This window comes from Lachnospira sp. (assembly GCF_016290755.1).
GTDB lineage: Bacteria > Bacillota > Clostridia > Lachnospirales > Lachnospiraceae > Lachnospira > Lachnospira multipara.
In genome coordinates, this window is the sequence record NZ_JAEEVD010000055.1 from 1 (window position 1) to 16,153 (window position 16,153).

Here is a 16,153-nt window from a genome sequence, read left to right on the forward strand (position 1 = left end):
ATCTCTAGCGCCAAATAAAATCTTATTCTTGCTATCCCAAATAACAAAGGCAAACATACCTCTTAACTTGTTAAGTAAGTCCTTGCCGTATTCTTCGTAACCGTGAATTAAAACTTCAGTATCTGCCTTATTTGCAAATGTATGTCCCTTAGCAATTAATTCTTCTCTTAATTCTTTGAAATTATAGATTTCGCCATTGAAAGTGATAACCATTGTTTTATCTTCATTAAACATTGGCTGATCACCGTTATTTAAATCCTGGATTGAAAGACGTCTAAAACCTAGATGAATTGTGCCATCTTCATTGTATTCTCCTGAACTATCAGGACCTCTGTGAATAATAGTATCCATCATTTCTTTTAAAACTGCTTTTTCATTTTTGCATTTTCCAGTAAAACCAGCAATTCCGCACATAAAATGTACCTCCCATTATTAGAATATAGTTTATACTTTTTTCTTTTGAAAATTGTTTATTTTGTGAACTTTCTAACTATAGCATTATGTAAAAAAGTTATCAATGTTTAGCCGAGTTTTTTTGTAGATTCTCTCTCTACTAAGTTATATTCAAGCATGATGCCAAGATTAGGGCTAGTCTTTTCCTTCTTGTTTATCTTGTCTAAAACTAGGCTAGCTGCCTTGATTCCTGCATCTTCATAGAAAAAATGTACTGTGGTAATGGAAGGGTAGGATACAAGGGATAGCTTGCTATCACCAAAACCTGTCACTTCAATATCCTCTGGAACTTTAAGGTTAGTTTCCCTTAAATACTTAATGGCGCCTGCTGCAATTGTATCTGTGGCACACATAATTGCATCAATAGTCTTATCATTACTAATAAGTTCCTTACAAGCCTCATAAGCTGCATTAAAGCTAAAAGTTACCTCTTTAATGTTCTTTTTATGGATAGTCTTTCCATTTTCCTTAAAAGCATCTATAAAACCTTTACGTCTATTAAGGCCTACTGCCACATCTTCAGAAGTTACGGTAATCATTGCGGGATTAGTTGAAGTCTTTGAAAGCTTGCGGCCAAGGCTTAGGGCAGCATGATAATCATCAGAATATATGCAAGAATAGCCCTTAACATTTTGTCCTAAAATAACAATTGGCACCTGATATGAAGCCAAAGTCTTAATGTGCTCTTTTGTAAAAATTGTACCTAGTAAAATGATTCCATCTACGTGATTCTCCTTAAAAAGGCGAAGATACTTTAACTCCTCACTTGCATTGTTGTTAGTTGAAGCAAGTAAAATCTGATAGTTCTTCTTTGAAAGAACACTAGTAATACCTGAAACCATGCGACCTATTGAATCAGAGTCAATCTTAGGAATAATTACACCGATGTAGTTAGTCTTCTTGCTTCTAAGAGTTTGGGCATAGCTTGAGGGAGTGTAACCAGTCTCTTCAATAATCTGCTTAATCTTGTCTCTCTTATCTTGACTAACATAACCATCATTAAGATATCTAGAAATAGTGGCGCGCGATACACCAGCTAACTTTGCAATTTCATTTATTGTCATAATACCCTCCCAAAAAATTGGCTATTAATTGAGTTCTATAAATGTATAAGTTAATAGAAACAATAGATAAAGTATACCATAATCTGTTAAAATATTATTATTAGTTAGTCCGTTTTATTTAGAAGTTAATAGCTTTGTTAAAAATGCACAAAGAAACCACCAACTAATTGTGAGAACTATGCATTTACAACAAAAGCACCAGTAACTATAATATGCATTATAAGACATGAGAACGTTCTCACACAATGGGATGTAGTAAATGTAACGTTTTTATGTTTTAAAAAATATAAAAACGTGAGATTGTTCTCACAATAATTTTTAGTGATATGGAGGTAAGCTATGGATTATTCAAAGGCAGCTAAACAGGTGCTTGACGGCGTTGGTGGAGCAAGTAACGTCGTATCTGCTGCACATTGTGCAACAAGACTTCGTCTAGTAATTGCTGATAACAGCAAGGTAGACAAGAAAAAGATTGAGGATGCTGAAGGAGTTAAGGGTTGTTTTGAGGCCCAGGGTCAGCTTCAGGTTATTTTTGGAACAGGTATTGTAAATGATGTTTACGATGAGTTCATTAAGTTATCAGGAACTAAGGCTAGTTCTAAGGAAAAGGTAAAAGAGGCCGCAGCTAAGAAACAGAACATTTTCCTAAGAGCTATTAAGACTTTAGGTGACATCTTCGTTCCTATTATTCCAGCAATCGTAGCAAGTGGTTTATTAAACGGTTTACTTGGAGGCCTATCAAGTGCTTTCCCAGAAATCGCTAACTCAGATTTCTATGCAATAATTAACCTCTTCGCAGGTGCAGCTCTTAGTATGTTACCAATTCTTATTGCAATTAGTGCAGCTAAGAAGTTTGGTTGTAACGAGTTCCTTGCAGCTGTTATTGGTTTTATTATGATTCATCCAAATTTAACAAATGCTTGGTCAGTAGCAAGTATTGAAGCTGCTGGCGGAACAGTTGATAAGTGGTCTGTTTGGTTTGGTCTTTACGATGTAAATCAGGTAGGTTATCAGGGCCATGTAATTCCTGTAATTATCGCAATTTTAATTATGTCTGTTATCGAAAAGAAGTTACACAAGATTGTACCAGCAATGCTTGATTTATTTGTAACTCCACTTGTAACAGTTTTAGTAACAGGTTATTTAACACTTACAATTATTGGACCTATCTTCTCAACAGTAGAGGGTTGGGTATTAACAGGTGCTCAGACACTTATCGGCCTTCCATTTGGTATAGGTGGAATCTTAATTGGTGGTCTTTATGCAATCACAGTAGTTGCAGGTCTTCATCATATGTACAACATGATTGAAGCTGAGATGTGTTCTTTAGCAACTCCTATGAATACATGGATGCCAATTGCTACAGCAGCTAACGTAGGCCAAGGTGCAGCAGCTCTTGCTGTAGGTATCAAGTCAAAGAATAAGAAGATTAAGTCAATGGCTATGCCAGCTTCATTCTCAGCTTTCCTTGGTATTACTGAACCAGCTATCTTTGGTGTTAATATTAGATTTATGAAGCCATTTGTTGCAGGTTGTATCGGCGGTGCCGCAGGTGGATTTGTAGCAGCTATATCAGGAATTTATGCTAGTGCATACGGAATCACAGGTCTATTTGGTTTCCTTATTACAACTAAGTTCGTAGTAGGCTATGCCTTAGTAATGCTTGTTTCCTTTGTAGTTTCTTTCATCTGCTCATGGATACTTTATAAGGATCCAGTAGAGGAAAACTAATATATATCATACTTACAAAAGGGGCTAATTTAAGAAAAGTTAGCCCCTTACATTTTAGTTTAAACGGAGGATAAGAAAATATGTATAAACACAAATATCATATAATGCCGCCAAAAGGCTGGTTAAATGACCCTAATGGCAGCTGCTATTATAAGGGCTTATATCACATTTTCTTTCAGTATAGTAAAGATGATGTTAATGGCGGTCTTAAAACTTGGGGCCACTACACTTCAAAGAACCTGGTGGATTTTGAATTTAAGGGAGAGGCAGTTTTCCCTGATTCAGAATGGGATAAGGACGGGGCTTATTCAGGCACAGCCTTTATAGATGGCAACACTTTAGAACTTTTTTATACTGGAAATGTAAAGCATCCGGGTAACTACGATTACATAAACGAGGGCAGAGGCCACAATGTCTTATTTTTACAATCAGAGGATGGAATACATTTTAATAATAAGACCTGTCTTTTAACTAATGCTGACTATCCGGATAATATGAGTTGTCATGTTAGGGACCCTAAGATTTTTTATGAAAATGGACTCTACTATATGTTACTTGGTGCAAGAACAAGAGATAGTAAGGCCGCCTTTCTTTTATATGAATCTGCGGATAGAAAAAAATGGACATTAAATAAGTCCTATATCTCAGATAATGATTTTGGATATATGTGGGAATGTCCTGACTATTTTGAATTAAATGGACATAAAGTATTATCCTTTTGTCCACAAGGTTTGGAGTCTAGTTTGGATAGATTTGCAAATGTATATCAGTCAGGATATATAATGAAAGATTTGAATAAATTAGACATCGTAAATAGAAATTGCGACGAACTTAAATCAGAAATAAAGTTAGAAGACTTTGTGGAATGGGATTTAGGTTTTGATTTTTATGCTCCTCAGACCTTTAAGGGAGAGGATGGAAACATTTACTTAATTGGCTGGGCAGGAGTACCAGATGCCCCTTATGGAAATGCAGCTTCAATAGCGGAAGGGTGGCAGCATTCCATGACTTTAGTTAGACGTTTAAGTCTTAAGAATAATAAGATTTATCAGGAGCCTGTAATTGGTGATATACAGGACAAGTTTGAAGATATAAAGGTAACTAAATTAGAAAATAATGAAAGCTTAGTAAAGACTAATCTTTATGCAAATATTGAGATAGAAGCGGATAAGGATTTATCTGTGGAATTTAACAAAGACCTTAAAATCTCTTATAATAGTGAGGCTAAGGAACTTCTTATGGAATATTTTAATGATACGGGAGATGGTAGAGATAAAAGAAAGGCTAAACTAGATAGCCTTGAGAATCTATCAATCTTTATGGATGGCTGCATCCTTGAAGTGTATGCAAATTCAGGGGAAGCGGTTATGACTACAAGATATTATCCTTTAAAGAAGGAAATCGATATTAAAATTATTAATGAAAAAAATGTATGTGCTAGAGCTTATAAAGAGAATTGATTTTTATAAGAATCTGGCAAGGATTAATTAAAAGAAAATGTGAAAGTGAGATTAAAAATGAAGAAATTACTTGCAATTGGTGAAGCCCTTATAGATTTTATTCCGGGAGATGTAGGAAAGGCTATTAGTGAAGTTAGCTCTTTTAATCCTAAGGTAGGCGGCGCACCTGCTAATGTGTGTGGCTGCTTTAAAAAGCTTGGTGGAGAATCAGCAATGATTACTCAGGTAGGCGCTGATGCCTTTGGTGATAAGATTGTAAATGAGCTTGCTAGCTTTGGTATTGATACAAGCACAATTAAGAGAACTAATAAAGCTACAACTTCACTTGCTTTCGTTGCCCTAAAGGAAGATGGCAATAGAGAGTTTGCCTTCTTTAGAAAGCCGGGAGCAGATATGCTCTATGAGGCAGACTATTTAGAAGAGGAAGTTTTTAAGGATAATTTTGGCCTACATTTTTGCTCCGTAGATCTTGGAAATTTTCCAATGAAGGAAGCTCACAAAAAGGCTATAAAGCTTGCAAGAGACAATGGGGGCCTTATTAGCTTTGATCCAAATTTAAGATTTAACCTTTGGGATAGTAAGGAAGAACTATATAAGGCGGTTTGGGAGTTTATTCCTGAGGCGGATATTCTAAAAATTTCTGATGAAGAGATTGACTTTATTGCAGGTACACATAATATCGAAGAGGCTCTTCCAAAGCTTATGCAGGGGAATGTAAAACTTGTGATTTACACAACAGGTTCAAAGGGAGCTTACGCATTTTCAAAAGAACACAAGGCCTTTAGTAAGGCAACAAGCCACAAGGCAGCTGATACAACTGGGGCAGGAGATGGCTTTATTGGCGCCTTCCTTAATAGACTTGCTATGGATAATGTTAAAAGAGAGGGCTTAGAAAGTCTAGATTCTAGCCGCCTTCAGGCTTATCTTGATTTTGCAAATGTATGCTGCGGCCTTAGTGTTACAAGAAAGGGCGCAATAGCTTCATATCCAACTGAGACAGAAATTCTAGAAGAGATGAAAAACTACAAAAATTAAAGCAATCAACTCCTATCTTTTATTTACAAAAAAAGCTACATAATTTATAATAAACAAGAATTTTTATTGATTAAGAATTTGGGTCTGACAATAAAAGCTAGGAGGAAGAGTAAATGAGCAAGATTAAAATGACAACTCCATTAGTTGAAATGGATGGAGATGAGATGACAAGAGTTTTATGGAAGTTGATTAAGGATGAGTTACTTAACCCTTTCGTAGAGCTAAATACAGAGTACTATGATTTAGGATTAGTTCATCGTAATGAAACTAACGATCAGGTTACAGTAGATTCAGCAGAGGCAACTAAGAGATTAGGTGTTGCTGTTAAATGTGCTACAATCACTCCTAACGCAGCAAGAGTTAAGGAATATGACCTTAAGGAGATGTATAAGAGTCCTAATGGTACAATTAGAGCTATGCTTGATGGTACTGTTTTTAGAGCTCCTATTATTGTAAAGGGCATTGAGCCATACGTTAAGAACTGGAAGAAGCCTATTACAATTGCTAGACATGCTTATGGTGATGTTTACAGAGCTTCAGAGATGAAGGTGGCTGGCCCTGGTAAGGCAGAGCTTGTATTTACTGATGAGCAGGGTAATGAGCAGAGAGAATTAATTCATAACTTTAAGAGCGCAGGAATCCTTCAGGGTATGCACAATATTGAAGACTCAATTGAAAGTTTTGCTAGAAGTTGCTTTAACTACGCACTTGATACAAAGCAGGATTTATGGTTTGCAACAAAGGATACAATTTCAAAGAAGTATGACCATACATTTAAGGATATTTTCCAGGATATTTATGATAAGGAATATGCTGATAAGTTCAAGGCAGCAGGAATCGAATATTTCTACACACTTATTGATGATGCTGTAGCAAGAGTTATTCGTTCTGAAGGCGGTTATATCTGGGCATGTAAAAACTACGATGGTGATGTTATGTCAGATATGGTTGCAACTGCATTTGGTTCATTATCAATGATGACAAGCGTACTTGCTTCACCTCATGGTTACTATGAATATGAAGCAGCACATGGAACAGTTCAGAGACACTATTATAAGCACCTTAAGGGTGAGGAAACATCCACAAATCCTATTGCAACAATCTTTGCTTGGAGCGGTGCTCTAAGAAAGAGAGGCGAGTTAGATAACTTAGCTGATCTTTGTGATTTCGCTGATAAGCTTGAGAAGGCTTGTATTAAGACAGTTGAAGATGGAAAGATGACAAAGGATTTAGCTTTAATTACAACTAATCCTAATCCAACAACACTTAATACACAGGACTTCATTTCTGCTGTAAGAGAGACACTTGAAGGTCTTTTAGCTTAAGATTATTTTGCAGGGTATAGGAAAATGAATTGCTATACCCTGTTTTATTGCGATTCTAGGGCAAGTATTGTAATATTTATATAGAAGTAATATAATTTACTTTTGGTATAAAACACGAAGTTTTCATGATAAAATTCATATTATACATTAGATAAAAACGAGGGAAATTAAGGAGAGAGTATGATTCATTCAATTTTAAACTTTACATTTAGAGGCATGAACATTAATCAGTTAGTGATTTGGTTTTTTATTTACAGCTTCCTTGGTTGGTGCATGGAATGTGTAGTTATTAGACACCAATTAGGATATTGGGAGAATAGAGGTTTTGCAAAGTCTCCATTCTGTATTATCTATGGTTTCGGTTTATTCTTTGCATTTATTTTATTTAGACCAATTGAGCATAATTTCTTTGCACTCTATTTTGCAGGAGCAATTTGTGCAACTGCCTTTGAGTTTTTAACAGCACAGGTTATGTTAAAGCTATTTGGCGAAGTTTGGTGGAATTATGATCATTTAAGATTTAACTATAAAGGTATTATTTGTCTACAATCAACTATTGGATGGGGCTTTGTAGCTGTATTTGTGTTTGGTGCAGTTAATAGACTTGTTCAGAATATTGTTTTCTCCATCAACCATAAAGTGGCAGTGGCAATATCAATTCTTTTAATTGTAGTTTACCTAGTAGATTTTACATACCATTTTTCAATGAGAATAATTCAAAATGAATCAATGAGAGAATTCAATTCAAAAGCACGAAACACAGTGAAAGAATTTTTTAGAATAGGTTAGTATTGAAATATGATTGAAAGCATAAAAGAAAATTGGGGATTATTAAAAAGAAGCGGTAGTAACATAATAAAATTTGAGCTAGCATACAAATTAGCTGCAATAGCCATTACAGTACCCTTGTTGGTTTTAATCTTAAATCTTGGAATGAAGATTGCCAATATCAGATATTTAACTAATGGTTATATAATTAAGGCGCTGACTAACCCTTTTGTTATTATGCTTATTATTTTTGCAATATGCTTAATAGTTACATATTGTATCTTTGAAATGTCGTATTTAGTAGTAGCATTTGAAACAAGTAGAAGAGGATATGAGGCTTCAGTTAAGGATTGTTTATACAATTCTTATAAGAGATTAAAGAACAACTTTAAGCTAAAGCACTTTCCTCTTTTCTTTGTATATTTGTTAGCTATTAGTTTTGTCAATGTAGTAGTCTTTATTAATATGATTTTTACTGAGACTAATTCTACATTATTTAAGATTTATGTCATTAATAATAAGTGGTGGGTAAAGCTAATTATTGTCTTAGTTTTACTAGCAATTTATGCATTAATAATATCAGGTATCTTCACAGCTAATATCCATATATTAGAAGAAAAGAAGTTTTCAACTAGTTACAAATTAAGTTGCAAGATAGTAAGAAAGCATATTTTCAAGGTTTTGGCAAATGTATTGGTCTATAACCTTTTAGTAGCTCTTGCTTTGTTATTAATTTATATTGTAATTACATTTGTTCTAGTATTAGGCGTTAAGATATTAGATATGGCTTATCTTGGTAGTACTATGTATTTATCAGTACTAAGAACCATCAAGGTTATATTTAATGTTTTATGGATGCTAATTTCCATTCCAGCTTCCTTTACTATGATTTCTAACATGTATTATAGTTTTGTGGATTCTGATTATATTAATTTTGACTACGTAGATATTGAAGAAGGTTCTGACAGAAAGAATGAACTTATCTATCGAATTATTCTTGCAAGCTCTACAATACTTTGCATTCTCTATGTGGCATTGTCCTTTAATGATAATCCATTTGAGAGGGTGGCTATTTTCCATGAAACACAGGTTACTGCCCACAGAGGAGACTCTAATAAGGCACCGGAGAATACACTATCTGCCTTTTCGGCAGCTATTGATGACTTGGCAGATTGTATCGAGCTAGATATTCAGATGACAAGTGACGGAGTCCTTGTGGTTATGCATGATAGTAGCCTATATAGGACAACTGGTCTTAATAAAAATGTTAGCGAGGTAACCTACGAAGAAATCCAACAGCTAGATGCTGGTTCTTGGTTTTCTGAGGAATTCGCAGGAGAGAAGGTACCAACTCTAGAAGAGGTATTACAGTTAGTTCAAGGAAAGATTGATCTTAATATTGAAATTAAGACTAATAATACAAGATATGAGATAGCGCAACAGTTAGTAGAATTACTTGAAAAATATAACATGGTCAATCGAAGTGTTGTAACTTCCTTTGATTACGCCTCTCTTCAGGCAGTTAAATCCTTTAATGAAGATGTTCAAGTAGGTTATATCCTTTCTATGGCCTATGGGGATTTTTACAATATGGATGATGTGGATTTCTTTAGTGTAAATGCATCTTTCCTTTCAAAGAGAACGGTGGATGCTATTCATAATTCAGGTAAGATGGTTTATGCTTGGACAGTTAATTCAAGCTCTTCGGTAGTTAACTTAACTAACAAGGGCGTTGACTGCATTATTACAGATGACCCTGTAATGGCTAAGGAAGCGGTATATTCAAGAGATACCTCGGATACCATTTTAAGTATGATAAAGTATGTATTTAATTCTTAGCAAAGTTTGGATTTGATACATTTTCATAAAAATTAGTCTCCAAAGAGACTTAAATAATAATAGAATTGAGGTTTTGTATGGGTTTATATGATACAGACGAAGAAATTGAAAGAGTTATATTAGTTGGAGTTGAACTAAATCCTAAGGATGATGTAGAGATGTCCTTAAATGAGTTATCAGAACTTGCAAAGACTGCGGGGGCTGTGACTGTGGGAAAGATGATTCAGCCAAGAGATTATTTTCATCCAGCTACTTATATAGGTAAGGGAAAGCTTGATGAGCTTAGAGCTTACATTGCAGAGACAGATGCAACAGGTATTATTTGTGATGATGAGTTAAGTCCAGCCCAGCTTCGTAATTTAGAAGATGAGTTAAATACTAAGGTTATGGATAGAACTATGGTTATCCTAGATATATTTGCAAGCCGCGCCACAACTAGTGAAGGTAAGATTCAGGTGGAGATGGCACAGCTTAAGTATCGTTCAACTCGTCTTTCTGGACTTGGTACATCCCTATCAAGACTTGGTGGTGGTATTGGTACAAGAGGCCCTGGTGAGAAGAAGATTGAGACAGATAGACGACTTATTAGAGATAGAATTACTAAGTTATCAAGGGATTTAGATGAGATTAAGTCCCATAGAGAGGTGCAAAGAAGTAAGAGAGATAATACCTCAACTCCTGTGGCTGCTATTGTTGGCTACACAAACGCAGGTAAATCAACACTTCTTAATAAGCTTACTAAGGCAAATGTGTTGTCAGAGGATAAGCTTTTTGCAACCCTTGATCCAACAACAAGAGAACTTGAACTTCCAAATAAAGAGAAGGTTCTTCTTACAGATACAGTTGGATTTATTAGAAAGCTTCCACATCATTTAATAGAAGCTTTTAGAAGTACACTTGAAGAAGCAAAATATGCAGACATAATCGTGCATGTAGTGGACGCTTCTAATGAAGATTATGAAAGACATATGCAAACTGTTTATGAGACTCTAGAGGAATTAGAAGTTAAAGATAAGAAGATTATCACTCTTATTAATAAGGTGGATAAATTTGAAGAGGCCCCTGTTATTAAGGATGTTAAGGCTAATTATTGCATAAATTATTCTAATAAGGCTGGAATCGGTGAAGAAGAATTCCTAAAGGCCTTAGAAGAGATAATTATGGAATCTAGAGTTTATATCGAGAGAACATTTGCATATTCAGAAGCTGGCAAGATACAGCAAATTAGAGAGTTTGGACAGCTCCTTGAAGAAGAATATGTTCAAGACGGTATAAAGGTTAAGGCATATGTCCCAAGAGAAATTGAAGGGAGATTATAGATATGAACTTAATTGCAGCAGTAGATAATAACTGGGCTATTGGCAAGAATGGAAGATTGCTTGTTAGTATTCCAGAGGATATGAAGCTTTTTAGAGAAGAGACTACAGGTAAGGTTGTGGTTATGGGTCGTAAAACTTTTGATAGTCTACCTAATAACTCAGCCCTTATTAATAGAACAAACATCGTTATTACAAGCGATAAGAACTTTAAGAATAAGGATTGCATCGTGGTGCATAGCCTTGAGGAACTTCTTGAAGAGCTTAAGAAATATGATAGTAAGGATGTCTATATTATTGGGGGTGGCATGCTTTATAAGGAGATGTTAGCTTACTGTGATACTGCACATATTACAAAAATCGACTATGAATATGAGGCAGATACACATTTTCCTAATTTAGACAAGGATCCTGAATGGAAAATCACAGCTAATAGCGAAGAGCATACATTTTTTGATATTTGTTATGAATTTATACAATATCAAAGAGTATAGATAAACACTATAAGAGGCAATAAACGTGCGAAATCATATACGTTTACTGCCTCTTTTATATATAAAGTATGGTTGAAATGATATTAAAAATTTGATAATATAAACAGCGTGATAAAGATTAGACAAAGTCGTATCACTAAAGAAAGGAAACTGTTTAATAATATACAAGTTTCCTGTAAAGAAATAATATGTTTAAAAGGGAGAGATTTTATGTTTTGTACAAAATGCGGTTTTAACGCAGGCGACACAAAATTTTGTCCTAAATGTGGAGCTCCACTAGGTCAGAATAAGTCCGCAACAACAGAAAACACACCTGTTACAGAAGAAGTAACAAACACTCCAGTTTCGGAGAATGCAACTAACGTAGAGGCAAACACATTCAACAACGGTTTTAATCAGAATGCTAATACAAGCACTACAGAGGCTAACAACGGCTTTACACAGCCACAGGCTTTCGGTCAGCCACAGGCATTTGGTCAGCCACAGGCTTTCGGTCAGCAGCCAAACGGCGGTTTTGATCAGGCTCAGTATGGTACTGTAAACCAGGCACCTAAGGCTAAGAAGAAGTGGCCTAAGGTAGTTGCTATTGTAGTTGCAGTAGTTGCAGCATTAGCAGTAATTGGTTATTTTGCATATCCATTTATTTATAGCTTAGTTTCACCTAAGGCAAAGGCTGAGACAGCTCTTAAGAACTTAGGTAAGAACGTTGATTCTTATGTTGATGAAGTACTTGAGAATGGTCTTACATCAACAGATACACAGGTAGCTAACGAAACATCAGTTACACTTAAAGCATTAGAGTTTAACGACGAAGACTATTTAGAATACCTTAACGCTAAGACAGTTAAGTGGGATATTCAGTCAGACGTTGAGAATGGCGAAATGTCAGGTGATATCGCAATTGTTGATGAAGATGGCGATGAAGTAGTTACTATTGAAATGTACTCAGATGGAAGCTATGTCTACTTTAGCTGTCCAGAATTATTTGAAGAGTCATTTAAGGTAGACGTTGATTCAGTTTACTCTTCATATTCATCATACTCAGCAATACTTGGTTCACTTTCTTCATCAGGTTCACTTGATTTAGAGCAGGTTGAACAGTACTCAGATGAAATTAAGGCAGTAGTTGGAGATGTATTAAAGGGTTATAACGTATTTGTTGAAAACCTTGAATACAAGAAGGTAGATAATAAGACATTCAAGTCTGAAAATGGTAACATTAAGGTTACAGAATACGAAGTTACAGTAACTAAGGATGCTTTAGTTAAGGGCTTCAATGCTGCAGTAGATGCTTTATATAGTGATAAGGAAATTTCTTCTTACATGTCACTTTTAACAACATTCTCAGGTAGCTCAAAGGAATCTATTAAGTCAAGCTTTGAATCAGAACTTTCAAGCTTTAGCCCAGTATCCTTTAACATGTATGTAAACGATAAGAAGGAAATCGTAAGACTTTCAGTTACTGGTGAAGGTAATGAAGGCGAAATCTTTGCTGAATTCATTGGTAAGAAGGATCCAACAGATTACATCCATGTAGGCTTTAACTATGAATCAGATGTAATTGATTTAGTAGTTAAGGAAGATGGTGACTCATACGATATCAACCTTAAGGCACAGGGAGAAGACCTTGATTTAACAATTGCTTCTAAGTTTACTAAGGACGGAGATAAGAAGGTAACACTTGATAACTTTAGCATCGTTGGTACAGCTGATGATGAGAGCTTTGATATTGAATTATCAGGCAAGTCAGAAATCAAGGATTACTCAGGTCTTAAGTATAAGAAGTCTGACTTCTCAGGCGCTTCTAATATTGAATACTTAACATCAAGTGAAGAACAGACACTTGCTCTTGAAGTATTAAGCAATATTGATGTATTAAAGAAGGTTGTTTCAGAAGACCTTATTGATGAATTATTTGGTTCAGCAATTTCAACATCAACTAATTCAAGCTATACAGGTACATATACAGCAGCTGATTATGGTATTTCACTTCAGATCAATGCTGATGGTTCTGGTGTATTAACATCAGATGGATCATCAATTGATGTAGATGTTACAATTTCTGATGGCACAATCGTTGTTGCTAATGCATATGATTCAACAGATTACATTTCATATTCTGTTACATTTACAGATACAACAATGACATGGACTGATTCAACAGGTAGCTCAATTGTATTTACAAAGGGTGTTTAATCAGCAAGTCTTGACGATTAAATAAAAAAATAATTTTTGAAAAATATCATCGATTTTGATTGAAATTAAAAACAATCAAAATCGGTGATTATTTTTTTATCTAGGCTTTTAGTCCTTTGCTAGAGGAAAGCTAGTATATAAGCTACTTTTGTAAGAAAAAGACATGTTTTTTACAGATGTTTCATTTTGATTGATATATGTATTTGAAAACTCAACTTTCGTTTGTGAAAAATCAACGAACTACTTGACTAAAAAGGAAAAATAATGTACAATATAACTAAGATGTGAGGAACAGATTGTTACTTTTAGGAAGGCAAGACTGGATTGTACGTCGAGACTATTTTAGAATGTTGCTTATGAAAGTAACGAGGTAGTTTTTCGTGTATGATACTAGTCTTTTTTTGGTATTATGGTTATAGAGAAGGTTATTAACAACAATGTAGTAAGCTCCTTTGATAATGGTAGCGAAGTAATAGTAACGGGCAAGGGCGTTGGATTTGGCAAGAAACACGGCGAAGTTATTGATAAGGAAAAGATTGAAAAGATTTTCCACCTGCCGGCTGAGAACGCAAGCCAATATGAAAAATTAGTTAGTAAGATGCCTTATGAGCACGTTAGATTAGCTAACCAGATAATACATAATGCGAAGTTGCAATTAAACAGACATCTTAATCGTAATGTGTATATAACACTTACGGATCATCTCAATTTTGCAATTGAGAGAGGAAAGAAAGGTATTGTTTTCCAGAATGAACTTTTGTGGGAAATTAGTAAATTTTACAAAGCAGAGTTTGAAATAGGAAAGCAAGCGGTTAAGTTAGTAAAGGAGGCAACCGGAGTTGCCCTGCCGGAAGATGAGGCAGGCTTTATAGCACTTCATATTGTTAACGCAGAAACAGATGGAGATATGCGTACCACATCAGATTTACCCGCCATTATCAAAGACGTGGTTAATATCGTTACGTATACTTTAGGTATAAATATTGATGATGATTCAATTAGTTATGAACGTTTTATTACCCACCTCAAGTTCTTAACACAAAGAGCTATAGCGGGAAAGGTTTATAGTGAAGATGATGAGTTATTCTTAGAGGGAATACAAAACCACTATAAGAAAGAGTATGGATGTGCTGGAAAGATAATTGAATACTTAAGTAAGAAGTTAAACTTCACAGCTTCTGAAGAAGAGAAGGTGTACTTAACTGTACACATTGCAAGAATTGTGAAGGAGTCAAAAATTTAATATCTATTTAGTTTGAGCGAATATGTGATAGGATTCGTAAAAACTGAATATTTTGTAATATTATAGTTATATGTAATTAATCTTTAGGGATTGTTACGAGTTATGTCGGCAAAACCCGGAAGGACCAGTAATATAGCGGAATGTTTTTCGCATGTACTATTGTGCCCTTTCGGGTTTTTTTAGTGGGGTAACCCATTTATATATAAGTCGAAAAATTATTATTATTTATTTAGGGAATGTTTAAAGGGGTTTTTACATTACCTAGAATGGAGGACCGTATGGCAAGTAAGTATGATGGCCTCGCTCGAATTATTATTCAGAACGTAGGCGGCAAAAGTAACATTGCAAATGTTACACATTGCGTAACAAGACTTAGATTTACATTAAAGGATGTATCTAAGGCAAACACAGACATTTTAAAGGAAACAGATGGTATTGTTACAGTACTTAACAGTGGTGGCCAGTATCAGGTTGTAATTGGTAATCATGTACCTGATGTTTACAAGACAGTTGTTGAAGTAGGACACCTAGAAAGCCTTGCAACAGCAGAGGCAGAAGATGATCCAAATGCTCCAAAGGAGAAAGTAAATCCTTTTAACGCATTCATTGGTATTATCACAGGTTGTTTTACACCTTTCCTTGGCGTTTTATGTGCCATGGGTATTATTAAGGGTGTATTAGCACTCCTTGCAGCTATTGGCGTGTTAGCATCAGATGGAACAGATGCAACTTATAATATTCTTTATTCACTTGGTGATTCAGCATTCTATTTCTTACCACCAATCATTGGTTATACAGCAGCTAAGAAATTTAAGATGCCTGAAATCGAAGGTTTATTACTTGGTTGTGCAATTATTTATCCTTATCTTTCAACAACATCAGGATATGCAATTGACAAATTATTTGGTATTCCAGTAACAATGCCAAGCTCAGGTAACTACACAAGCTCAATTATTCCTATTATTTGTGCTGTTGCTTTTGCTGCTTGGATTAGAAAGTACATTGCTAAGATTATTCCAGATGTAATTAAGACATTCTTTGTTCCATTAATTACACTCTTTATCGCATTCGTTATGACAATCTATGTTATCGGACCTGTATCAGCATTACTTGCTGATTGGATCGGAAAAGCATTTAATGCAATTGCAGGATTTAACAATATTATTTACGGTTTATTTGTTGGTTTCTTCTGGCAGATACTCGTTATGTTCGGTTTACACTGGGCTTTA

At 35.0% G+C, this 16,153-nt stretch carries 13 protein-coding genes; 11 read left to right on the forward strand and 2 right to left on the reverse strand.

Features of this window, described 5'->3' with window-relative positions; translation table 11 throughout:
- The coding region (locus QVA17_RS10800; RefSeq protein WP_442911569.1) for an asparagine synthetase B family protein at window positions 1-414 on the reverse strand (414 nt) is incomplete at its 3' end.
- A gap of 107 nt (window positions 415-521) precedes the next feature.
- Window positions 522-1,517, reverse strand: coding sequence for a LacI family DNA-binding transcriptional regulator (locus QVA17_RS10805; RefSeq protein ID WP_287388872.1), 996 nt, complete (start codon window positions 1,515-1,517; stop codon window positions 522-524).
- Between the two features lie 339 nt (window positions 1,518-1,856).
- On the opposite strand from QVA17_RS10805, the gene QVA17_RS10810 reads away from it, so the two are divergent.
- The 11 genes from QVA17_RS10810 to QVA17_RS10860 form a co-directional block, all read left to right on the forward strand.
- Window positions 1,857-3,248: a PTS transporter subunit EIIC gene (locus tag QVA17_RS10810; protein ID WP_287388874.1), complete on the forward strand. Its 1,392-nt coding sequence runs from the start codon at window positions 1,857-1,859 to the stop codon at window positions 3,246-3,248.
- An 80-nt stretch (window positions 3,249-3,328) separates the two neighbouring features.
- On the forward strand, window positions 3,329-4,708 hold the full coding sequence (locus QVA17_RS10815) for a glycoside hydrolase family 32 protein (RefSeq protein WP_287388875.1): 1,380 nt from the start codon (window positions 3,329-3,331) through the stop codon (window positions 4,706-4,708).
- A gap of 57 nt (window positions 4,709-4,765) precedes the next feature.
- A complete protein-coding gene (locus QVA17_RS10820) occupies window positions 4,766-5,743 on the forward strand; it encodes a carbohydrate kinase family protein (RefSeq protein ID WP_287388878.1) in 978 nt (325 codons plus the stop codon).
- A 113-nt stretch (window positions 5,744-5,856) separates the two neighbouring features.
- Window positions 5,857-7,068, forward strand: coding sequence for an NADP-dependent isocitrate dehydrogenase (locus QVA17_RS10825; protein ID WP_027430453.1), 1,212 nt, complete (start codon window positions 5,857-5,859; stop codon window positions 7,066-7,068).
- A 180-nt stretch (window positions 7,069-7,248) separates the two neighbouring features.
- Window positions 7,249-7,857, forward strand: coding sequence for a putative ABC transporter permease (locus QVA17_RS10830; RefSeq protein WP_287388881.1), 609 nt, complete (start codon window positions 7,249-7,251; stop codon window positions 7,855-7,857).
- A 9-nt stretch (window positions 7,858-7,866) separates the two neighbouring features.
- Window positions 7,867-9,675 (forward strand): glycerophosphodiester phosphodiesterase family protein, encoded by a 1,809-nt coding sequence (locus QVA17_RS10835; RefSeq protein ID WP_027430455.1) that lies wholly within the window; start codon window positions 7,867-7,869, stop codon window positions 9,673-9,675.
- 77 nt (window positions 9,676-9,752) lie between these two features.
- Complete coding sequence (gene hflX, locus QVA17_RS10840; RefSeq protein WP_287388883.1) at window positions 9,753-10,994, forward strand: GTPase HflX; 1,242 nt, start codon at window positions 9,753-9,755, stop codon at window positions 10,992-10,994.
- Window positions 10,995-10,996: 2 nt separating this feature from the next.
- Window positions 10,997-11,485 (forward strand): dihydrofolate reductase, encoded by a 489-nt coding sequence (locus QVA17_RS10845; RefSeq protein WP_027430457.1) that lies wholly within the window; start codon window positions 10,997-10,999, stop codon window positions 11,483-11,485.
- A gap of 210 nt (window positions 11,486-11,695) precedes the next feature.
- Window positions 11,696-13,681: a zinc ribbon domain-containing protein gene (locus QVA17_RS10850; protein ID WP_287388886.1), complete on the forward strand. Its 1,986-nt coding sequence runs from the start codon at window positions 11,696-11,698 to the stop codon at window positions 13,679-13,681.
- A 409-nt stretch (window positions 13,682-14,090) separates the two neighbouring features.
- Entirely contained in the window at window positions 14,091-14,924 is an 834-nt protein-coding gene (licT, locus tag QVA17_RS10855; RefSeq protein ID WP_287388888.1) for a BglG family transcription antiterminator LicT, read from the forward strand.
- Between the two features lie 278 nt (window positions 14,925-15,202).
- The coding region (locus QVA17_RS10860; protein ID WP_287388890.1) for a PTS transporter subunit EIIC at window positions 15,203-16,153 on the forward strand (951 nt) is incomplete at its 3' end.